This window comes from Lysinibacillus sp. RS11 (assembly GCF_042019215.1).
Classification (GTDB): domain Bacteria; phylum Bacillota; class Bacilli; order Bacillales_A; family Planococcaceae; genus Lysinibacillus; species Lysinibacillus xylanilyticus_A.
This window is the reverse complement of record NZ_CP168124.1, coordinates 2,657,000-2,679,257: the sequence shown is the minus strand read 5'-3', so window position 1 is coordinate 2,679,257 and position 22,258 is coordinate 2,657,000. Positions and strand designations below refer to the sequence as shown.

General features: G+C 34.5%; 22 protein-coding genes and 1 pseudogene. 14 read left to right on the top strand and 9 right to left on the bottom strand.

Annotation, left to right across the window (positions count from 1 at the left end; genetic code table 11):
- Positions 1-133: 133 nt before the first annotated feature.
- The 6 genes from AB9L17_RS13685 to AB9L17_RS13660 all read left to right on the top strand — a co-directional run bounded on the left by AB9L17_RS13685 (position 134) and on the right by AB9L17_RS13660 (position 7,694).
- Complete coding sequence (locus AB9L17_RS13685) at positions 134-847, top strand: response regulator transcription factor (protein ID WP_375199257.1); 714 nt, start codon at positions 134-136, stop codon at positions 845-847.
- Positions 844-2,001 carry a sensor histidine kinase gene (locus AB9L17_RS13680; protein ID WP_375199256.1) on the top strand — a complete coding sequence of 386 codons (1,158 nt, stop codon included), beginning with the start codon at positions 844-846 and terminating at the stop codon, positions 1,999-2,001. Before AB9L17_RS13685 ends, AB9L17_RS13680 begins: the two co-directional genes overlap by 4 nt.
- A gap of 135 nt (positions 2,002-2,136) precedes the next feature.
- Positions 2,137-4,374, top strand: coding sequence for a chlorophyllase/cutinase-like alpha/beta fold protein (locus AB9L17_RS13675; protein ID WP_068984507.1), 2,238 nt, complete (start codon positions 2,137-2,139; stop codon positions 4,372-4,374).
- Positions 4,375-4,441: 67 nt separating this feature from the next.
- On the top strand, positions 4,442-5,056 hold the full coding sequence (locus AB9L17_RS13670; protein WP_068984506.1) for a histidine phosphatase family protein: 615 nt from the start codon (positions 4,442-4,444) through the stop codon (positions 5,054-5,056).
- Positions 5,057-5,144: 88 nt separating this feature from the next.
- A complete protein-coding gene (locus AB9L17_RS13665) occupies positions 5,145-5,981 on the top strand; it encodes a D-alanyl-D-alanine carboxypeptidase family protein (RefSeq protein WP_068984505.1) in 837 nt (278 codons plus the stop codon).
- Positions 5,982-6,428: 447 nt separating this feature from the next.
- Positions 6,429-7,694: a polysaccharide deacetylase family protein gene (locus tag AB9L17_RS13660; protein WP_068984504.1), complete on the top strand. Its 1,266-nt coding sequence runs from the start codon at positions 6,429-6,431 to the stop codon at positions 7,692-7,694.
- 61 nt (positions 7,695-7,755) lie between these two features.
- Here AB9L17_RS13660 and gltS read toward each other — a convergent pair whose 3' ends face one another.
- Together gltS and hutG are read right to left on the bottom strand one after the other, a co-directional pair.
- Complete coding sequence (gene gltS, locus AB9L17_RS13655; RefSeq protein ID WP_068984503.1) at positions 7,756-8,940, bottom strand: sodium/glutamate symporter; 1,185 nt, start codon at positions 8,938-8,940, stop codon at positions 7,756-7,758.
- Positions 8,940-9,902: a formimidoylglutamase gene (gene hutG / locus AB9L17_RS13650; RefSeq protein WP_068984502.1), complete on the bottom strand. Its 963-nt coding sequence runs from the start codon at positions 9,900-9,902 to the stop codon at positions 8,940-8,942. Before hutG ends, gltS begins: the two co-directional genes overlap by 1 nt.
- Before the next feature lie 140 nt (positions 9,903-10,042).
- Here hutG and AB9L17_RS13645 point away from each other — a divergent pair, with 140 nt between their 5' ends.
- The gene (locus tag AB9L17_RS13645; protein ID WP_068984501.1) at positions 10,043-10,927 is read left to right on the top strand and encodes a LysR family transcriptional regulator; all 885 of its coding nucleotides are present in this window, start codon (positions 10,043-10,045) and stop codon (positions 10,925-10,927) included.
- A gap of 416 nt (positions 10,928-11,343) precedes the next feature.
- On the opposite strand, the gene AB9L17_RS13640 is transcribed toward AB9L17_RS13645, so the two are convergent.
- Positions 11,344-11,829, bottom strand: coding sequence for a tetratricopeptide repeat protein (locus AB9L17_RS13640; protein WP_068984500.1), 486 nt, complete (start codon positions 11,827-11,829; stop codon positions 11,344-11,346).
- Between the two features lie 76 nt (positions 11,830-11,905).
- Complete coding sequence (locus AB9L17_RS13635) at positions 11,906-12,127, bottom strand: hypothetical protein (protein ID WP_223555533.1); 222 nt, start codon at positions 12,125-12,127, stop codon at positions 11,906-11,908.
- Between the two features lie 342 nt (positions 12,128-12,469).
- On the opposite strand from AB9L17_RS13635, the gene AB9L17_RS13630 reads away from it, so the two are divergent.
- From AB9L17_RS13630 to AB9L17_RS13620, 3 genes are all read left to right on the top strand, one after another.
- Positions 12,470-13,330, top strand: coding sequence for a metallophosphoesterase family protein (locus tag AB9L17_RS13630; RefSeq protein WP_375200796.1), 861 nt, complete (start codon positions 12,470-12,472; stop codon positions 13,328-13,330).
- Positions 13,331-13,613: 283 nt separating this feature from the next.
- The gene (locus tag AB9L17_RS13625) at positions 13,614-13,967 is read left to right on the top strand and encodes a hypothetical protein (protein ID WP_068984499.1); all 354 of its coding nucleotides are present in this window, start codon (positions 13,614-13,616) and stop codon (positions 13,965-13,967) included.
- A gap of 293 nt (positions 13,968-14,260) precedes the next feature.
- Positions 14,261-14,965 (top strand): alpha/beta hydrolase, encoded by a 705-nt coding sequence (locus AB9L17_RS13620; RefSeq protein ID WP_068984498.1) that lies wholly within the window; start codon positions 14,261-14,263, stop codon positions 14,963-14,965.
- 216 nt (positions 14,966-15,181) lie between these two features.
- Here the strand turns inward: AB9L17_RS13620 and AB9L17_RS13615 are convergent, their stop codons facing one another.
- Complete coding sequence (locus AB9L17_RS13615) at positions 15,182-15,337, bottom strand: hypothetical protein (RefSeq protein WP_223555531.1); 156 nt, start codon at positions 15,335-15,337, stop codon at positions 15,182-15,184.
- A gap of 298 nt (positions 15,338-15,635) precedes the next feature.
- Between AB9L17_RS13615 and AB9L17_RS13610 the strand changes: the two are divergent.
- Positions 15,636-16,154 (top strand): annotated as a pseudogene (locus AB9L17_RS13610) (alpha/beta fold hydrolase); the annotation flags it as partial.
- A 196-nt stretch (positions 16,155-16,350) separates the two neighbouring features.
- Here the strand turns inward: AB9L17_RS13610 and AB9L17_RS13605 are convergent.
- Positions 16,351-16,833 carry an excalibur calcium-binding domain-containing protein gene (locus tag AB9L17_RS13605; protein ID WP_223555527.1) on the bottom strand — a complete coding sequence of 161 codons (483 nt, stop codon included), beginning with the start codon at positions 16,831-16,833 and terminating at the stop codon, positions 16,351-16,353.
- 471 nt (positions 16,834-17,304) lie between these two features.
- Here AB9L17_RS13605 and AB9L17_RS13600 point away from each other — a divergent pair, with 471 nt between their 5' ends.
- The gene (locus AB9L17_RS13600; protein ID WP_223555525.1) at positions 17,305-18,432 is read left to right on the top strand and encodes a CamS family sex pheromone protein; all 1,128 of its coding nucleotides are present in this window, start codon (positions 17,305-17,307) and stop codon (positions 18,430-18,432) included.
- Positions 18,433-18,522: 90 nt separating this feature from the next.
- Entirely contained in the window at positions 18,523-18,984 is a 462-nt protein-coding gene (locus AB9L17_RS13595) for an NUDIX hydrolase (protein WP_375199255.1), read from the top strand.
- Positions 18,985-19,230: 246 nt separating this feature from the next.
- Here AB9L17_RS13595 and AB9L17_RS13590 read toward each other — a convergent pair whose 3' ends face one another.
- The 3 genes from AB9L17_RS13590 to AB9L17_RS13580 all read right to left on the bottom strand — a co-directional run bounded on the left by AB9L17_RS13590 (position 19,231) and on the right by AB9L17_RS13580 (position 21,096).
- Positions 19,231-19,665 carry a DUF2809 domain-containing protein gene (locus tag AB9L17_RS13590; protein ID WP_375200795.1) on the bottom strand — a complete coding sequence of 145 codons (435 nt, stop codon included), beginning with the start codon at positions 19,663-19,665 and terminating at the stop codon, positions 19,231-19,233.
- 452 nt (positions 19,666-20,117) lie between these two features.
- Positions 20,118-20,342 (bottom strand): hypothetical protein, encoded by a 225-nt coding sequence (locus AB9L17_RS13585; protein ID WP_254660147.1) that lies wholly within the window; start codon positions 20,340-20,342, stop codon positions 20,118-20,120.
- Between the two features lie 193 nt (positions 20,343-20,535).
- On the bottom strand, positions 20,536-21,096 hold the full coding sequence (locus AB9L17_RS13580; protein WP_223555521.1) for a GNAT family N-acetyltransferase: 561 nt from the start codon (positions 21,094-21,096) through the stop codon (positions 20,536-20,538).
- Positions 21,097-21,412: 316 nt separating this feature from the next.
- Here AB9L17_RS13580 and AB9L17_RS13575 point away from each other — a divergent pair, with 316 nt between their 5' ends.
- Positions 21,413-22,171, top strand: a complete 759-nt coding sequence (locus tag AB9L17_RS13575; protein WP_375199254.1) for a class I SAM-dependent methyltransferase — start codon at positions 21,413-21,415, stop codon at positions 22,169-22,171.
- Positions 22,172-22,258: the final 87 nt, after the last annotated feature.

Below are 22,258 nucleotides of genomic sequence, written 5' to 3'. Positions count from 1 at the left end.
TCTTTATTTTTAAAGTATGCTCAAGTGACCGCCAGTTGTCACAATATGTGAAGCTGGCATTTTTTTTATGATCCTGACGGCTAAAATATTTCAGCTTAGAATACATTAAAGGATATGTGAAGGAGGATAGACTATGGCTAAAACGATACTGATCGTTGATGATGATCCTGATATTGTAGACTTGTTAAAGCTTTACTTACATGCGGAAGGATATATTACATTAGAAGCTTTCGACGGCAAAACAGCTTTCGATCAATTGAAAAGTCAGGCGATTGACCTTGCCATTCTAGATATTATGATGCCAATCATCGACGGTTATCAACTGTTGCAAATGATCCGTCAAGAATATAAAATCCCAGTTATTTTACTTTCTTCCAAAAGCCGGGACTACGATAAAATAGCAGGTTTGAAATTAGGAGCAGATGATTATATTTCGAAACCATTTAGTCCTTTAGAAGTGACAGCTAGAATTCAAGCCCAATTACGGAGGTTTTATGAGTTTAATGACTCATTATCAGTTCAACAACCCTCTCAGCTGAAGGTGGGGGATTTACGTTTGTCGCACCACGAATGTGTGCTATATATTAAAGACAAACCGATTCTGCTCAGTGCTCGAGAATATGAACTGTTAAAACTCTTGATGAGTGAACCGGGACGCGTTTTTACAAAAAAACAAATTTTTGAACGTGCATGGAATGAGTATTATATTGCTGATGACAATGCCATTATGGTCCAAATTAGCAGACTTCGTGAAAAAATTGAAGAGTGCCCTAGGAAACCAGTCTTTATAAAAACTATTCGCGGCCTCGGTTATCGGTTTGCCAAGAAAGATGAGCTACTTCCATGAAATCACCGAATCGACTCCAACGCTTATTAATTATTACATATATTTATTTCTTCTTTACAATTGCAATGATTGCTGCCTTTTCATTTTTTGTATTAAATGAGCAGATTCTTCATTATTTTGCAGACAAAGCTCATGAAAACGATACAGTCCTATCGTCTAATACGGATCACACTATGGATGGTCAGGGTAATGAAAATAACGAACAGATCTTTTACAAAATGCTCTTGCAAACTCTTCTTCTTTTTCTCTCTTTATTGACAGTTGCTGTTTATATTTTTGGGAAATGGACATCCTCTAGGCTCACCACCCCACTTCGTTCAATTGCAGATGGTATCCGAGATATTGCTCGTGGTCAATACAATAAACGACTAAACTTAAAAACAAGTTATGAGCTTGCCCAAATCCAAGAGGATTTTAACGTCATGGCGAAACAATTGGAACGAATGGAAAAGGAAAAGAAGTGCCTAGAAGAGAACAAGCAACGAATGCTTGTGGATCTCTCTCATGATCTAAAGACACCGATGACCACCATTAGAGGTTATATCGAAGCGATGGAATTAGGACTAATTAATGAAGAAGAGCGAAGGCAGCGAATTTTGCGCTTAATCTCTGATAAAGCTGAGCTTGTATCAGAACTCATTGACGACATTTTTGAATTGTCTAAACTGGATAGCCCTAATTATCCTTTTACCGTTCAAATAGCCGATATAGCAGAATTCATAAGAGAAATCGCTGCAGAATATTACGAAGTATTTGCAGAAAAAAATTTTATATTTCAATTTGAGATTCCTAAACGTGAAATCAATTTTTCATTCAACTATACATGGTTATACCGAGCTGTATCTAATATTCTTTCGAATGCATTAAAATATAATCCACCAGGAACAACCGTACGATTAAAGCTTTTCACAACAGAAAAAGGTGTTGAAATTCATATTCAAGATGACGGGGTCGGGATTCCACTAGCCATTAAAGAAAACATATTTGAAGCTTTTGTTCGTGGGGATCAATCGCGCAAGAGCGATGGAGGTACAGGGTTGGGACTTGCGATTGCTAAACAAGTTATCGAAAAACATGGTGGAAACATTACGCTGACAACAAATGGTGAGACGAGTTTCGTACTCTTCTTGCCAAAAAAATATCCTCCCATCTAACTAATGTATTGTTCTAAATATACACAAGGAGAATTGTAAGATTATTGAAAGGAAAATGAAAGCAAGAGGAAAGAGTCATCCTGTAACCTACAATAGAATATTTATGAAATAGATCGTAGGTAGGGGGCTTAAAAATTGGAAGTATTAAAAAGGAAACTTACTTATTTTGTTAGAAAGGTCTATGCAAAACGAAAGCGTTTAAAGCCATTATCATTAGGTTGGAAAGGTGCAGCTATCGCTTTAAGTACCGTCTCACTTCTATTGATTTTAATTCAAGGTAAGTTGTTACTAGGGCAGCGTAGTTTTTTAGATTTCACTATTGGAATACTCGTTTTTATTTTATCCGTAGTACTCATAAGTGGTTTTATCACACTTCTATTACATGGAGTGAAAAAAATTCCTGGTCGTTATATATGGGTCCTGTTTAGTTCACTTCTATTTCTATTGTTCTGCTTCCCTTTGGATGTAATAATCCCATTTATTCTATTAGTAGCGGTTGTCGTTTCCTTGTGGGGGGCGCTATTATCCAAATGGTTAAAAGGTAATTATAGAAAGGCAACCAAATATAAAAAAGTTAATGTCCTCACCTGTTTATTTATGATGACTATTGGAATTGGAACATGGAGTTATTGGCTGATTCATCCAGGGGAGGTGAACACGCCAGAAGTTGTATTAAAGCAGTTGAAAACATCGAAACGATATGACAATACCTTGCTTAAAAATCCAGCGAAACTGGGCAGCTATCCAGTTAAAAAGCTTACTTACGGCAGTCCGAATACTTATCGGGAAGAGTTTAACCAAGAAAATTCTTTGACAACTAAAACAGTAGACGCTGCCGATTTTGTAGAAAAGTGGTCTTCTGGTCGGACGAAAACACTTGGTTTTGGGCCTGATGCAATGCCGTTAAACGGTCAGGTGTGGTACCCAGAAGGGAAAGGAGACTTTCCGTTAGTAATGATTGTTCATGGAAACCATTTAATGGCGGAGTACTCTGATCCAGGTTACGAATATTTAGGTAACCTTCTTGCGAGTAGAGGTTATATAGTTGTATCCGTAGATGAAAACTTTCTTAATGCTTCTCCATATAATGATTTGTTTTTGGTCAGTCCGCTAAAGAATGAGAATCCAGCGAGAGGATTATTATTGCTGGAGCATTTACAGACATGGGAAGAATGGAACAGTACTAAAAACAATCCATTTTATCAAAAAGTAGATATGGAAAACATTGCGTTGGTCGGGCATTCCAGAGGTGGGGAAGCTATCGCGATTGCAGCTGCTTTTAACGAAATGCAACACCCACCTAGTAACGGAAATATTCAATTTGATTATAATTTCTCTATCCGCACGCTCATTTCTATTGCTGGAATTGATGGTCAATATATGCCAGCAGGGAAACCTCTTCCGTTAAAAAACGTAAACTATTTGGCACTACAAGGGGCGCATGATATGGACGTGAACAGCTTCGAAAGCTCTAATCAGCAATATCGGATTTCCTATACTAATAAGGAAGATTATATGAATGCGTCCGTCTATATATATGGAGCTAATCATGGGCAATTTAATGAAGAATGGGGACGAGGCGATGGAGCTGGCACAGCGAATCAAATTTTTAACCTAAAACAAATTATGCCGCGCAATCAGCAAGAAACTATCGCGAAAGTATTGATATCTGCTTTTTTAGATAGTACGTTGAAAGAAAAGAAACAATATAAAGAGATCTTTAAAGATTTAGGTTATGCTAAAGAGTGGCTTCCCGACACGCTGTATATCAATAATTACTATGATTCACAAACATCTTTTATTGCTACGTTTAATGAAGATATTGATCTAAATACGACCACTGTTCCAGGCGGCAAACTGGTCGGCAAGAATTTGAAAGAATGGAAAGAGGAAAAAGTCAAATTGAAATTAGACGAAGCGGATTATAGTGCCGTTCGTTTAGGGTGGAATTCAAATGACCCATCTTCTCCAGCATTTTACACGTTAACTCTTCCCGATAAAGGATTGGAGATTAGGCAGAACACTTCTATCGTATTTTCACTTGCAGATGATAGTAAGGAAAGTCAGGAGGAGCTGATTGATTTGACAGTCACCGTAGAAGACAGCAATGGCAACAAGGCAAGCTTGCCTCTTAGCTTTATTTCCGAATTGACACCTGCTGTAAAAGGGGAATTATTGAAAAAGCCCTTTTCCAATGCAGGTAATACGACAGAACCAGTGTTTCAATATTATGGATTTTCATTAAATGATTTTAAAGAAGTGAATCCACAGTTTGATTCATTGAAGCTAAATAAGATCCATTTCCAATTTGATATTACTAAACAAGGGACGATACTAATGAATAATATTGGGATTAGAAATGAAAATATTTGAAAATATAAAACTACTGTTGTGTTAATATTAATATCAACTCGGGAGAATTTATAAGGGGGAAGCAACATTGTATCAAACGTTATACTTACTTCGTCATGGTGAAACTGAATACAATACACAAGGACGATATCAGGGAGAGCTCGATTCTCCGTTAACAGAAGTTGGTATACAGCAAGTACAACAAAATGCTCTAATGCTGAAAAGTTTGATTGGCGATCCTAACGAATGGAAAATTGTGTCGAGTCCATTAGGAAGAGCAATGCAAAGTACTGAAATAATTTGTGAAACAATTGGATTTGATTTGAAGAATGTTGAAAAAGATGATCGTTTAACCGAGGTCGCTGTGGGGCAATGGGCTGGGTTAACAACGAAAGAAATAGAAAGTTCTTGGCCAAACCTTTTTCATAACACAGACGTGTATAACTGGTATTTTAATGCTCCTCAAGGAGAAGCCTATGACTCGGTAGTGAGCAGACTAAGTGCTTGGCTAGAAGACATTCAACATATACCGAAAGTTATTGCTATTTCACATGGTCTAACAGGTCGCATCTTACGTGGCGTATATGCTGATCTAAAAAAGGAAGATGCACTGAAGCTAGAAGTATCTCAGGATGTATTTTTTAAATTAGCAAATAAAACAATCACGAGAATTTGTTCAGATTTCGATGATTTTTATGAATGAAAAATCAATTCTTAAGAATTTCTTCATAAATCTCCTACAGGAATATTCAGAAATGCCTCCTATTATAATGTGTGGGAGGCGTTTTTTTATGAAAAAATTTATCTTATTTTGTTGTTTATGTGCGGCAGCAATCTTTTTTTATTATACAAATAACACAACGGAACAATCGCAAATAGACCTATCTTCGTTACATAGCAAAAATGCTTTGTTACTGAATAAAAATGGAGATGTATTATACGAAAAAGATGCAGATGCCATTATTTATCCTGCATCATTAACGAAAATTATGACAGCAATCGTTGCCATTGAGATGAGTCCTGATCTACAGAAGCAAACAATTGTAGAAGCACAAACGATTTCAAAATTTACTGCTCAAAATGCTTCTATGGCTGGGTTTAAGGCAGGGGATTTTGTGACGATAGAGGATTTATTATATGGGACATTGCTTGCCTCTGGGGCAGATGCTACAGGGACACTTGCCGATGCCATTGCAGGTAGTGAAGAGGCATTTGTGACGTTAATGAACAATAAAGCGCATGAACTCGGGATGGACGATACACATTTTGTAAATGCCAGCGGATTACATGATGATGCTCATGTCTCAAGTGTCCGTGATATTAGTAAGCTTTTTCGTTATGCGATGGAAAATCCTACATTTTATCAAATTTTGACTTCTAAAAGCTATATAACCCATGTACCAAATGAGCTAACAATATCAAGCTCACTTTTCACTAAAATTCCAAGTGGAGAAAGTGCAATATTGGGGGGGAAAACGGGCTACACACCTGAGGCTGGTCTTTGCTTAGCCACTATTATCGAAAAACATGATGAACAATATATTTTCGTTACGACTAATGCGGCAGGGCAAGCTTGGACACCACCACTTCATATTGAAGATGCACTTACAGCGTTTGATGCACTATAAGAGGAAAAAAATATGAAAAAATTAATAACTTTTTTAAGCCCTTCAATCGTCTTATCAATAGGGTGACTTCATGCACCCAAAAAGAGAAGGCATTTTGGGAGCCTTTGATTGGCACAAATGTTGGGAATCATTTGGATGTCGATAAAATAGCTAACAATGTATTCACGCTTGGGGATACAATCAACCATTTTAATTTAAGAGGGGAGGTGTTATATCAAAATAACAATGAAAGATTTTTTAGAAAAGCATCAGTAAACATTTCAACAACATGCCGTTGTTCCTAGCTACCAAAAAACGTTAATAGAGAAATTTTTAATCACAAAAACTAGTTGATTCCTACTATTTTCTGGAATAGTCTATTCATCTATAATAAGAGTCGAATCCTAGAATTTTTTAGAGAAAACATACGAAAAAAGACTTCAGTAATGATAAGGGCGGTGTTGAACAATGAAAAAGCTTTTACCCTATGCAATATTTTTGACATTTTTAATCAGTTTTGTGTTTGTAGATTTTACTTCAGCAAAGGCTGAGGGTACAACCGTTATTCAATCAGTAGCAAAAGACACAGCAGTTTATGCAGAAGCTTCCATAGATAGTGCCGTAATTGGGCAAGTAGCAAAGGGGAGTTATGTAACTGCTATACCTGTAAATCAGGAATGGACTTATATTAAAGTTCAAAAGCTTGAGGGATACGTAGAAACGGTAACATTAAAAGACCTGACGTCTGAAAAATATGTAGTGACGAAAAAAGGTGGTACAACTTTATTTACATATCCTAGTCCAAGTGCACAAAAAACAGGACAGCTTAATGAAAACACGCTAATTTTTGTTTATGGATCAGCACCTGGAGGTTGGTCTTTTGTCCAATATGGTCATGAAACAGGCTATGTTGCTACGAATTCAATAAAGAAACCAGTTGCAACAAAGAAACGAATAAATGCTGTAAATGGTGCTGTGCTTCATGCAACTGCTAGTCCAAGTGGCGAGATTGTTGGGACACTTGCCAATAAAACGGTCGTTCAGCACTATACAACGATTGCAGGATGGGCTTATGTAGAAGCAGGTGACCAAAAGGGTTATGTGAAAGCTTCAGAGCTAGCAAATATTCAAATACTTGATAACAAAGTATACAATAAAGGTGTACCAGTAGCGAAAGGGCAAAAGAAGCGTGTGGCTTTAACGTTTGATGATGGGCCGGATGCAAAAGTAACGCCTCAAGTTTTAGCGATTTTAAAGAAGTATGATGCAAAGGCCACATTTTTTATGGTTGGGACAAATGTATCGAAAAATCCGGCAATCGTAGAACAAGTTTATGAGGCTGGTCATGAGATAGGCAATCATACATGGAACCATCCGAAGTTAACAAGCTTATCGACAGCAGCTGCTAAACAAGAAGTTGATAAAACTAGCAATGCTATATATAACGCAATCGGTCAATATCCAACAGTTTTCCGTCCACCATATGGGGCAACGAATGATAAAGTTCGTTCAGTCATCACGATGCCATCTATTTTATGGTCAATCGATACACTAGATTGGAAACATCGCAATGCTGATAAAGTTTTATCGTATGTGAAAGCGTCAGCGAAAGATGGAAGCATTATTTTAATGCATGATATTCATCAATCGACAGCCAATGGTCTTGAAAATGTTATTCTTTATTTGCAAAAGCAAGGCTATGAATTTGTTACTGTTAGTGAAATATTACAATAATTTATAGGTTAATAGAAAAGCCGTGCAACTGTCACTACATGACAATTGCACGGCTTTTTGATTATTTAAATAAATTGATCGTCGTAATAATAATCGGAATACCGAATACGTCGATTAAAAACGCTCCTACGATTGGTACGACAAGAAATGCTTTTTTAGATGGACCGAAACGTTGGACAACCGCTGACATATTGGCCATTGCATTTGGTGTTGCCCCTAAACCGTGACCTGCAAAACCGGCCACCATAACCGCAGCATCGTAATTTTTCCCAAGTAATTTAAATAATACAAAGATACTAAATATGACAATAAAGAATACTTGTGCAAACACAATGATAAATAGTGGAAGTGCTAAATCGGCAATTTCCCATAATTTAACACTCATAAGTGCCATTGAAAGGAAGATCCCTAAAGTAACATCACCAATTAAAGAAATACTTTTCATGTTAATTGCTTCAGGTTTTACTTTATCCATAATATTGCGCACTAGCACAGCTACAAACATTGCACCGACATAGCTAGGTAATACGAAGCCAGTAGCTTCTGAGAATAATGTTCCAACATATGTACCTACTGCCATACAGAACGTAATTAATAATACTTGTGTAAAGAATGAATCAGATGTAATTTGTTCATGTTTATTTTCATATTCAATTTCTTCCGTTTCTTGTTCATCTGGCGTTAAATTATATTTACTAACTAAGTACTTCACGATAGGACCACCGATTAAGCCACCAGCGACTAAACCACATGTAGCTGCAGCCGCACCGATTGTCATGGCTGATGAAATACCTAGATCTTCTAAAGTTTGTCCAAATGCTGCTGCTGCACCATGACCACCTTCCATAGAAACAGCACCAGCCATCATCCCGATTAATGGATGAATGCCCATCAGCGATGCAAGTGAGACACCAATAACATTTTGCATTAAGGCAAGGAAACCACAAGCCAACCAATAAATAACTAATAATTTTCCACCAAGCTTAACAAGTTTAAAGCTTGCCCCTAAGCCAATTGTTGTGAAGAACGTAATCATAAATAAGCTTTGTAATGACGTATCAAGCGAAATTTCTAATACGCCAGTTGTCTTTAAAATAGTAGCCAAGGCGGCGAATAGTAAGCCACCAACAACAGGTGCTGGAATACAAAAGCGTTTTAAAAAACTTATTTTATTTATGAGCCAGCCGCCCAATGCGAATAGAGCGACTGCTAGAAATATTGTTGTGATTTGATTGAATTCGATCATTAACCTTGCCCCCTAAGTAAGTTGTTAAGTGCTTCATAGACAAAATAAGCACCTAATTTAACTGTGCGTCCGTTCTCATCAAGTGAAGGATTGACCTCACAAATATCAAAAGAATGTGTATTTGGGTGCGAAGTTACTTTTTGAAGTATCATGCGTACAGTCGTTGGATCTAGGCCGAACGGTGATGGGGCACTAACACCCGGTGCAAATGCAGCATTTAGCACATCCATACATAGTGTTAAAAGAACATAATCATGATTATCCATAAATTGCTGCAGCTCATCCATAATTTGCGCATTATTTTCTGGTGTCATATTTTCTTCTAACACATAATTCACTTGCCATTCATCGGCCTTTTCAAATAGCTCTTTTGTATTGCCGTATCGTTGTATGCCTAGAACAAAATAATCTGCATGTGGGTCCTGCTCTAAAATCTGACGGAACATTGTACCAGACGATGGTTGTTCATCATAAGGTCGTAAATCGAAATGAGCATCGATATTGACAATGCCGATTTTCGCGTCCTTTGGTAATGAGGCACGAACGCCTAAATAATGTCCGTATAGTGTTTCGTGTCCACCGCCGAGCACAACACATTGTAATTTATTATTTAGCAATGTTTCGACAATTCCGCCGAGCTCACGCTGCGCTTCTTCTAATGCATGGTTAAGACAAATAACGTTACCGACATCTATAATTTGCTGCTCATCATTAAATGTCCAAGGTAAGCTAGATAAAGCTTCACGCAGAGCATTAGGGCCACTCGCTGCCCCTATACGTCCTTGATTTCGACGTACACCTTCATCACATATAAAGCCAACAATTCCGGCATGCTGATGATTTGAAGCGCTTACATCATTAATAGGAATTCTCTTTACTTTTTGATGTAAACGAAAGCTACTCAAATTTGTCGTTGAATCTATACGACCTTTCCATTGTTTTTGTTCTGTCATTGTATACATAGTTATATCAACTCCGTTTTCAATATTATTGTAGTGTTAATATTGTTATAAATTTATTATATATTCGCATAATTATAATTACTAATATATAATTAATATTAATCTATAGCTTTTAACTATAAATAGGGGAGAAGGATGTTTTGGATTTTAAACAATTACAATATTTTATAGCAGTGACGGACCAAATGAATTTCTCAAAGGCAGCTGAAAAACTACATATTTCACAGCCTTCCTTAAGCAATGCTATAAAGAAGTTAGAGCATGAAGTTGGTTCACCATTACTTGAAAGAAATACGAGAAATCTGCAATTAACAGAAGCAGGTGAGCTTTTATATGAACGGGCAAAAGTTATATTGAAAAACATGGAAGTTTTAAAAATAGAAATGGATGAGGTAATTGTACATGGCACAAGTGAAATAACGATTGGCGCTATGGAATCGATTAAGCATTGGCTGCCAAAAGTCATTTCAGAATATAAAAAGGGATATCCACAAATGATGATTCATCTAGTGGACATTTTAGGAAGTAAGCGTGTCAAAAAATCGCTCAAAAGCTATAAAACACACTTAATTATTACCAACCAGATCATGAATGATGAAGAGCTCGAAGTGAAGAGCTTATATGAAGAGCGACTTGTAGCTGTTTTACCATTAAATCACCCTTTAGCGGAGAAAGATAAACTGACGATCGGTGATTTAAGTGATGAGCCTTTTATTATTGGTACAGAGGGCTTTCAAACGAGACGTGACATTTTAGATGCATTTGACAAGGCTGAAAAAAACATTAATATCCAATTTGAAATCGAACGTTTTGAGACGGCTGTGTCTCTCGTTCGTGAAAACTTAGGGATTACCATTCTACCTGAAAATTATTTAAAAGGCCCGACAGCTAAAACGATTGTACAAAAAGAAATAGACTGTCCAAATTTACGACGCAATGTGTATGTAGTGTACTTAAAAAATCGTCATCTACCTGTGGCTATTCGCCAATTACTTACGGATATTGTGCAGTTTTTTGAGCACTAGAAGATCAAGATAAAGCTATTGTATGAAAACAATTCCTTATACAAGAACTGTTGTTTGTGAATGAATTTTCTTTACAATACCATTTTTCATCCAATAAGGAGCTATAAACCTAAAATGGAAAAATACAGATTATCCGACAGTATATATTATACTTAAGTATATATACTCGCACCAAATTTATTTTTATAAAAAAACAAAATATTCCCGTGAAGAAATTAAAAGAGTGGGAATGTATGTTCTTATTATATCATATTATGATTCATGAAGAAAATGTTCACAACATAAATTGTGAGAAAATGAATTCTTCCAATAAGATTCACTTTCTTTACTCATTTTATCGAGAAACTCAAAGTATGTTCAAAAGACAAAAGATCAGGTTCACAAATAGGAGCCTGATCTTTTATGTTTTTGTGCTACTAATCCCACGTTTGATCTAGCTTATCACTGTAAAATTTAATAGCCGTACTGTAATCTTTAATCTTTTTATGATTTGTTGTAAGTAGTAAAGTATTCAATATAGTTTCCATCGCCTTTGAATGTTCACCAAGATTATAGAGCGTCATAGCATAAAAAACCTTTAAATGTTCAGCTTCTGGAAACTCGCTTATGGCTTGATCAAAAATATTTTTCGCCAGTTCATATTGTCCTAATGTACGATAGGTGCTACCTAATCCTAAATAAGCATCTACTAATATTTCGGGTTTAAGCCCTAATTGAATTGCTTTTTCATAGTGAGGAACTGCTTCTCTTTCTTTTCCTAATGAATCATAAGTCCATGCACATTGAAATTGATAGAATCCATTTTCAGGATCTTCTTTAACTAGAGCTACCATTAATTGATTTGCTTCTTCTAGTCGACCTGTTTCTCTTAATGTGATTATGTGTTGTAATCGCTTATCCATACCATTTATCCTTTGCTTTATTTTTAGTAAAAGTATCAATCTGTGTTTCTAGAATCTAATTTAAATAAGAGGCTGATTACCATTCAAAAAAATTTTCAACAATCATTTCCTCGAATGAATCAGCTAATAACTCGATTTCTCCCATATCGTTATAACAAATAAAAACTTGCCCTGCCTGATTGGTAAAAATCGGATTGCCTGAACCTTCCAAAGAGATTACATAACTGGTATTTACAATCTTTGCAGGAAAATGATTTTTGAATTGCTCTCGGAATTCAAGCGTTAAATCACCAACCATTTCCTTTTCTAGACTTAAGCCATTGGAAAAACATGAACTGTTAGTCCTGCAAATGCCCCGCCAAATGTTTGAATAAAATGCACATAGTGCTTAAGAAAACATCCATTTAGCTGACTTTGTGCATCTCTTATTTCTTTTTTTGCTCGCTGGATGGCCCTCTAGAGTATGATTATCCTCACGATAAAATTGCCCTTCTAGTAATTAATCCAGCATTATAAGGTTTGTACTTAAACTAAGGGGACAGGTTAAATAAATTTCATAAAATACCATAAAATGATAAAATAAGAATATACATTCTATTTTGATTATATTGTCAATTTTAGGGGAGGGCAAATGAAAGACATGAAACATAGGATTGCTTTACTAGCAGATGTCCATGGGAATGCAAGTGCTTTAAAAGCAGTTATCGAAGATTCGATCAAAGAAGGTGTCACTGAATATTGGTTTTTAGGGGATTTAATCATGCCTGGGCCTGGGGCAAATGATTTATTTGAAATATTAGATAGTATTAAAGTTGCTACGTATGTTAAAGGAAATTGGGAGGACTGCTTCCTTGACGTACTGAATAAAGAGATTGACTTTGATAATGCTTCTGATATCTATGTTTCTAGGTTAGTCCAGTATCAGTGTGAAAATTTGGATGAAAACTATATTAATCTTATTAAGAATTTACCATTACATCTAACAAGACAAGTTAATAATCTATCTATCAGTATTAGCCATAATTTACAAAACAAAAATTATGGAGGGGATTTATGGCCCACGAATAATCAGAAAAATTTTGATCAGTTATTTGAGCATGATTACGATATTGCAATTTATGCTCATACCCATCACCAATTGTTACGCTATAGTAGCAAGGATCAATTGATTATTAACCCAGGAACTATAGGACAGCCCTTTTATAAATGGGACAAGTTGCATACTGACCTACGTGCTCAGTATGCAATTCTTGAAATTGATGAGACGGGGATTGCTGAGGTGAGATTTAAAAAAATTTCCTATGATGTAGAAAAGGAATTAAACAACGCTATTAATAATAAACTTCCTTATATTGACTTATATCGAGAAATGCTTGAGACAGGTAAAACTCATACCCATGATATTGAGTTATTACAAAAGCTCAATGATAAATTTAACTATAAAGATGAGATAATTAATTTTTTTGAAAAAAATTACTGGGAATATAAAGGGATAAAGTGAACTTTTTCAACTAACGACAGATTAATTGTATAAGACATGTACTTATGATCTTCCACAATCGGAGCGATTGTTTAATAAGCGTTGCTGTTCTCTTAAACTCCCATGAAAGAACTTAATCATCTTTCATTTTCTGTGGTGTGGCGCTGGTTTTTGCGCTAGATGGATGGCTAACGGGCAGTTTAATGTGATGAATATATACTTAAAATGGATTAATATGGAATAATAATGATGATGTAAGTTCATGAATGATTGTTGTAAAAACCAAAAAAAGGAGAAATGTAGCATGGGAGTTTCTGTTTATTACACTTGTATGAGAAACCTTAACCTTACCAACAGTGAGGAGCAAGAGATAACGGCCATCATTGATAAATACAATGCGGGTTTTGAAATGAAGGATATTGGAGAAACATTTTGTGTTTATGACTATGATCAGGATGAACCAACAGTGATTTTTGCAGGTTCAACAAAGCTACCCTTTTCAGATGATTTTGAAGATACATTGCATGCGCTGTTTTATTGGTTGACTTGTTTGACGGATATTAGAAGAAGACTTTCTAATGGGGATTGGCATGTGCATCTAGATGATACGGATGCCATTTGGGATGAGGAAACGGGTTGGCAAATGCCGGAAGATTAGTGTTCATATTCCAAACAAAGTGATGGAAGGTTCTTATTTAAGTGCATGTGCGAGGCAACACGAAAATGCGTCAATTATTAACTGAATTAAGAATGGGAGACATTCCGCTAAATTTACTGTTTTCTTCATACTGTCTGTTACTGAACTAAAGTAGACTATGTTATACAGATATAGAGAGATATTATAATTAATTTGCGGTAAGTTATGAATAGTTTGATTTGAAACTAAGTAGAAGAATAAAAAATGTATGTGATTTTTTGCAAATCCCATACGTCTTATTCTATGGAGGAAATATGTTTAAAGACAATTTTAAAATTAGTAATATTCCCGCAGTTTTATGGGGAGAAAAGAGTGAAAAAATTTTTATTGCAGTACATGGAAATATGTCAAATAAAGAAGATACAGTGATTCAAATAGTAGCTGAAGAAGCCAATAAAAAAGGTTATCAAGTATTAAGCTTTGATTTACCTGAGCATGGAGAAAGAAAAAATGATAATACTCCTTGTAAAGTACAGTTTTGTGTTAGTGAATTATCTATAATTATGAATTACGCAAAAGAACATTGGAAAGAAGTAAGCGTGTTTGCATGTAGTATGGGAGCTTATTTTAGCCTTTTAGCTTATCAAAACGATGTGTTAAAAAAGGCATTATTTTTATCACCGGTAATTAATATGGAACGAATGATCGAAAATATGATGAGATGGTTTAATGTAACACCAGAGCTTTTGCAAAAAGAAATGACTATAGAAACACCTATTGGTCAAAAGTTATATTGGGATTATTTATGCTATGTAAAAGAACATCCTATTAATACATGGAATACAAATACATATATTATGTATGGAGCCAAGGACGAACTGTGCGAATATGAAACTATTAACTATTTTACAAAAAAACACAGTTGTGAATTAGAAGTCATGGAAGCAGGTGAACATTACTTTCATACTGAAGAACAGTTGAAAGTATTTGAGCAGTGGGTACACAAGCACATCGATTAAAGTGAATAAAGAATAACTACCTTAAATTTTTATTCCTTCATGATTAGTTGTGGGAATTACTGTATTTAATAAAGTTTCCATAGCATTTGAATGTTCACCGAGATTATAGAGCGCCATAGTATAAAAACCTCTAAATGTTCAGCTGCTAGAAATTCGCTTATTACTTGTTCAAAAAAACGTTTTGCCTGACCATATTGCCCTAATTTACGACAGGTGCTAACCAATCCTAAATAAGCTTTTATTAAGCCCTAATCGAATCGCTTTTTCATATTGGGGAGCAGCTTCTTTTTCTTTTCCTAATGAATCATAAGTCCATGCACATTGATATTGATAGTATCCATTTTCAGGATCTTCTTTAACTAGTGCTACCATTAGTTCATTTGCTTCTTCTAGTCGGCTTTTTCTCTTAAAGTTTACTAAAAACGTATGTAAGGCTATAATTTATTATTGCATAATTAGGAAATAAGTGCTTATTTTAAAAATTCTATTTTGACTTTAAATATTACATAGAAAATTTTAATCGAGGTGAGTCGAATGCTAGAACGTTCTATGGAGAAAACGCGGGAATGTAAAAAAGAAAGGATGTGATAGAAAGAAGAGCACTTACGATCGCTCTTCTATATAAAAAGAAAAGAGGACTATTATTATGAATAATTATCAAAGCATCCAGTATGTACAAAAGGTTATTTTATTAAATTCGGCACCAACAAACAGTCAAGACAGACAAAATCAAAGTTTTTCCTTTTTTACTGAGACGGCCAGTACGGAACGAAAAAAGCAATTTGAGCATGATATTGCAATCTTAGAAAATGATATACACAATGATCCGGAAAGACGCTTTGTGCATATGTGTATCCGGATGGGAGCCCATAGCTTTTATGATTATACGTTCAACGCTGCTTCTATGTGGGATGGTGTATATACCAATATGGAAGTTATTGATTACCTCTGGGGGATAGCATTTGCTGAACGAAATCTAATCCAATCAATGGCTCATTTCGATAAACCTATTTTTTTAGGTTTAGGTCGGTATGATTATTTAGTAGCTCCAGTTTCACTCTGGGATTCAATTGGTTATGCCTATGAAAATGTGAAGAAAGTCGTTTTTGAAAAAAGTGGCCATAATCCAATGTTTGAAGAACCAGATACTTTTGATCGAGAATTAATTGATTGGATGAATAAATCGTAGTTATACTTTATAGGTGATCATTATTTATCAGAAGGTCAAGTAACATTTATGTTTGTTGTACAAATAGACGACGTGTCGTTTTGTAGGCAGGCACCCTAAAAATAAAATCGCTAGAGAAGTAATATAATTCTCTAGCGATTTTCCATTTAAAGTTAATGACCCAATTCCTTAAGATGAGCACATTTCTTAATATTTCTTAGTTACAAGCAATTCCGTCTCGGTTTGCATCCAAACGATGGTCTCCGAAGCCAGCAGCCTTTGATTCTTTCATAAATTTAGTTGCTTCAGAAGCGTTACTAAAATCGGAACAATCCTTATCTTCTTTAAAATTGTAAATAGGAGTAGACGAGGCATTGGCTTTTTCATTTTGTTTAGATTCGTCTTCTTGTACCTTTCTTTTAGCAAGATCTTCCTGTGTTTCTTCATGAACTTTCTTCATATCTTCTTCCAATTCTTTTAAGTACTTTTCACCTTCAATTTCTTTTTGCTTTTCTTCTAACTCTGTTTTCTTCATTTCAGCAATATGTCGTTCGTAGACACAGGGGCCAATAAACCAAATGGCTAATAAAATTAATATTATAAGTAAAAGGATTCCTTTGGCATATGTTTTTTCTGTTTTCTTTCTATAATAGCACCATACTACTGTAAGAATGATTGAAATAAATAACAAAATATTCAAAATGGAACCTACAATACATTCTAATACAAGCATTAGCATGTATAGGCACACGAGTATAAGCAATAATTTTAGTACGTATATAAAACCCTTGTCTTTCATTTTGTTCCCCCGTAAATTCTCAAATCAATTAGCACCAATACATTTTATTTGTAAACATCTGATAAGTAAATTAGAAATTTATACCAAGTTAGTTTGAAACATTTTTATTGATCATTTAATGACTAGTGAGCAGAAACAGATGATGAAGCGTGTGTTGGAAAATGGAAAAAATGAACGTGCAGTGTTGTCGCTTTGCTCGATTCTATAAGTAAAAAGGCTAGCTTAAATTAGAAAAAAACACCTTTCGTTGTTTTTTTAGGTTTTAAAAATTTGCTATACATATATGAAAATGAAAATTATAGTAAATTTTGGTATACTGATATTGTTAAAGGTTTTTCATTAGTATCAAAATTAGTAAGGAGTATTTAATAAATGGATATGAGGAAGAGTATGTTGCTTTTTATATCGCCACTATTTTTTTTAGTTTCTTGTAGTGGAGAGGAACAAGTTAAAAGTGATGAGAAAACGTATATATCATCAATTCAAGAAAAGGAAATATATGAAATTAAACAACCCGCAAAGGTTAATGTTTCTAGAGGATTGATACTGGGTAATATGAACAATTCATTAAATATTAATGAAATTGAGAAAGGACTAATGAATTTATCAGTAAATTACTTTTCTACAAAAAAATTTTATATGCAGGAAGGTCAATATTTAGATGAAAAGATTATTAATCAGTGGTTAGATCGAAAATCAAAAGACGGTTTTGGTTTAAACCCATCTATAAAAAATAGTACTGGAGATGTTTTAGAGGATGAAAAAAATAATCCTAAGATATTATCTCATGTATTAGAACAAAATTTTATTAACAAAGAAAATGGAGAAATAGAAGGGATGTCTTTAGCCATATCCTTAAATGAATTTTATGACATTAAGGTAGCGGATGATAAAGGTTTAATTTATACAGATCAAGTAAAAGTAGATACTAACGATGATAATGTAAACGATGTAGAAAAATATGGGAAGGAAATAGCCGAAATTATAATAAAAGATATTAGAAATAACAAAAAAATACCTAATGTTCCTATTTATATAACTTTGTATCAAGAATCGAATAAAAATGATATAATTCCAGGAATATTTTTAGCTGAAACATTTATTCCTGAAGAAGAGGATAAAATAGATAAATGGACTGATATAGATATAAAAAATTATACATTCCCTTCAGATTCATTATTTAGTTTAGACAAAGATACATATGAAAAATTATTAATTTTCAAAGAAGATATTCAAGAAGGTTTTAAACATTTAAATCCTAAAATAACTGGTCAACTTCGATATGAAAATGGGAAATTAATTGATTTAAAAATAGATGTTAATGTACCTTTAATAAATGATACCGAATTGATTGGTCTTTTACAGTTGGTTGGCACTAGAATAAATACTATTTTATCTGATTATATCCCGGTTACTATTCGTATTATAGATCAAAAACAAGATGTTGGGATTGTCATATGGGATCCAATAGAAAAACAGATTTATGCAACTCAAATTTAAAGCTGATTATAGGAACAGGATAGTTGAAGTAGGATCCCAAGTAAAATGCTTTGTATATTAATTAAAAATTAGAGATTCATGGAGGAAATGATGAACTACATACAAACAATTCGCCAGTTAATTGGAAATGACATGCTAATGACTGTAGGTTGTGGAATTATTATTGAACATGAGAATCAGATTTTACTACAACATCGAAAAGATCGAGATGTTTGGGGCATCCCAGGGGGCGTTATGGAGCCTGGAGAGACGTTTCTTGAAACTGCTGTACGAGAAACATTTGAGGAGACAGGATTGATAGTTGAACAATTAAAGTTGTTTGGTCTTTATTCAGGTAAAGAAGGATTTTCAGAATACCAGAATGGAGATAAGGTTTTTAGCGTTCAGATTATTTTCCATTCAAGTTGTTTTTCAGGAGAATTAACTCATAACACAGAAGAAAGTCACGAACATCGATTCTTTCCTCGTAATAACCTACCTCATTTGAATTCGCATCAAGAGCGATTCATAAAGGATTGGGTAAATCAGATGACATTGCCTGTAATAAAATAATCTGACGAATTTTTATCACAAAAAAAGATAGAGACAACCAATTTCCTTATTCAACTATAGGAGGCTATAGTTGAATAAGGATTAAAACGAAAATTACATTTTTTTGTAAAAAACATATATCAATTCACAAGGAGCGGGTAGTCAGTGAAATAATAATCCAAATATAAAGTGACTATAAAACCTAGTGAAATGATAATGTTAAAAAAGGTGAGTTGTTTTTTTATATTCTAAAATTATAATGTTTATTTATCTTCGAAGAGTAAACCTAAGTACCACCTTATCTAATACAGTAGCGATTATTATCCCTGCTGTATATCGAATCAAATCCATTGTAAGAAAACCTTTGCCCAATACCAAAGCCCCGAGCAATGTCCCACGAATCTGATTAATCCAGTCTTCCTGATACAGCTGGCTAAATTCAATGCCGAAGCTAAACAAAAAGCTGAGCACAATGGCTGGGAGGGTGTTCTTACGCACTAGCAACAATCGAAATCCGAAATAGACCATCATAGCCCATAATATGTCCCCCGCGTTCTGCGCAACAAATGACAGAAGTAGATGGCTAAATTTTCTAGAAGCTAGGCCTAATAAAATGGTGATCACAATAGCGATCAAATAAGCTATTCGCATGTTACGATATTGGTGGTTAATAGGTTTTTGCTCTTTAGTCAATAGAATCACTCTTTCGGCGTGTGGATAGTATGTATTAATTTGGCTCTTCACCATAACATATAGTTGATTTCCGTTCCGACTCGGCGCTTTCCAAGGACAAAATATTTTCTGTGCGAAAGCGAAGCGTCAGCGAACAAGTAACGAAGGCATTCTCACAGGACGTGATGGTTTTATTTCATTCCAAAAAGGCTGCTTCTAGATTAGAAGAGCCTAGATTGTTACTTTTTTATCCTTTTTAGCCAGAAAGATATTAATTACGAATGGCTTCTATTTTTTCGCAGTCAATCATCAGTCGCATTGCAGTTTCTCCAATTTCTAGGAAGTGTGCGCTGCAGCTTTGGCTATCAAAATATAGGAAGAATAGGTTGATAAAACTACTGCCATTCGATAAGAAAACATCTACTAATGTTCCAGGTTCAACGCATTTTAAATGATTGCAAACGCAACCCTTACAATGATCGTTATTTTTCATTTTTTTTTTCTAGTTCTTGACTATATTTCTTATCAAGGTCCTTGCGTTTTTGTTTGAGATCCTTATGATTGTAATATTTTATTTTATCATAATCATCTTCGACAGCTTCATAGTCGTCTACTTTGCTATGACATGGATCATAATAGCATTTCTCAAATTTATGGTAATTGTTAAAATCCCTATCCATCCGCTCTAAATATCGATTATCACCCATTTTTTCACCCTTTTTGTATGAAAGTAATGCTAGCGCCAGCCAGACATTATTAGTTTATGTTGAAAAACCTAGCTGAATTGGTAATATGTCTATCAGCAAAGGCCCAATACTATTGTGATAAGAGGGGGGATATTATAAATTTAGATTCAAGCCAATAAACTCTAAGAAAATTATCTATTTAATGATTTCCATTTTACTCTTCTTTAAGCAATCCGTATATTTCTAAATCCACTACGCCTTTACCAGACCAAAACGTTGCTTGTCTTAAAAGTCCTTCTTTTAAAAAGCCATTTTTCAGGAGAACCTTTTTGGATGTTTCATTCAAAGGCATAACCTCAGCCTGTATTCGGTTAATATTAACTTCCTCAAATAAAAATTTTATGAGAATTTTAACAGCTTCAGATGCAATGCCCTTACCCCAATAATCCTCTGCCAAAAAGTAACCAATCGTCACCATGTTCACTTTTTGATTAAAGTCCATTGCTTCGATTATGCCAACCAACGTATCGCATTGAGACTTTTGGAAAATGCCCCATTTTACTCTGTGTTTTTTCTGATAATCCCTGTCAAAATGACCAATCATTTTACTCACTGTTTGGATATTATGCTTAGGGATTATCCCACAATATTCAAAGATTTTGTCATTATCATAGATTGCAAATACTTCCTGTAAATGTGCATCTTCAATTTTTTTCAGCACTAGATTTTCTGAGCTTAATAATGGGAAAGCTGCAAACACTTTTTCTACATTCATATGATTCTCTCCTTGCTTTTTTATCGTAAATAACTGGGAGTAAGAACTCCACTTTTAGTTGATGAAGTTGAATCAAAGCGATTCAACGAAGACTACTGCTAGTAAATGCCTGATTCGTTCGGGCAATATTTTTTTGATAATTTGTGTTAATTCGTACATTATATTGTAGAAATGATTGAAAATAAATCCTTTTTTAGAAGGAAGGTCTTCAAATTAATCAAATTTGAAATCATTCGCACATATAAAATAGTCATATTGTGTTATGTTGATTGAAAGTGTATAATTTTCCTATATTTTACTGATAGTGAGTGATTTTATGTATAGTTATTACGGTCCTTTATGTACAGAACTTTATGATTTGACAAAACCGGTAGGATATTCTATTGGTGGAGATATTGAATATTATCTTGAACGATTAAACGGAACAAAGGGAAGAGTACTTGAAGCAGGAGTAGGCTCTGGACGCTTCTTAATCCCTTTACTTGAAAACGGATATAATGTTGAGGGAATCGACTACTCGCCTGAAATGTTAGATTTATGCCGAAAACGCTGTAAAGAAAGAGGATTTAAACCAAATCTATATGAAGGTGACTTGAGCAATTTTTCATTAGGCTCGATATATGAAGCGATTGTAATGCCGACAGGTTCGTTTTGTTTAATAGAGAATTCAAAAGATGCGATGGATGCATTAAAATGTATGTATAATCATTTAATACCTGGAGGCCGCCTAATTGTAGACTTGCTTTTACCTACAGACTGGCGAACAGGGGAAATTGCTTCATCCTACTATGAGATTTCGAAAGAGCAAGGAATTGCATTAGAAAGAAAATCCGTTGAAATGAACTGGATCGATCAATATACGTTAACCATTTTAAAATATGAAAAATGGAGAAATGGTAAATTAATGGATACAGAATTACAAAGGTTTCCGTTACGATGGTACGGAATAGAAGAATTCCAGCATATATTAACAAGCATAGGTTTTTCTGATATTACTTGCTCCGCTGAATATGTTTACAACAAGAAACCTTCAAAAGAACATTCATTACTTACATTTGAAGCTGTTCGTAAATAAATAAACCTGCTAGATTTTAGCTAAGTAAAACGCTAAAATCTAGCAGGTTTTTTCTAATAGTTTTTATCATATTCCATTTTTCTAAGT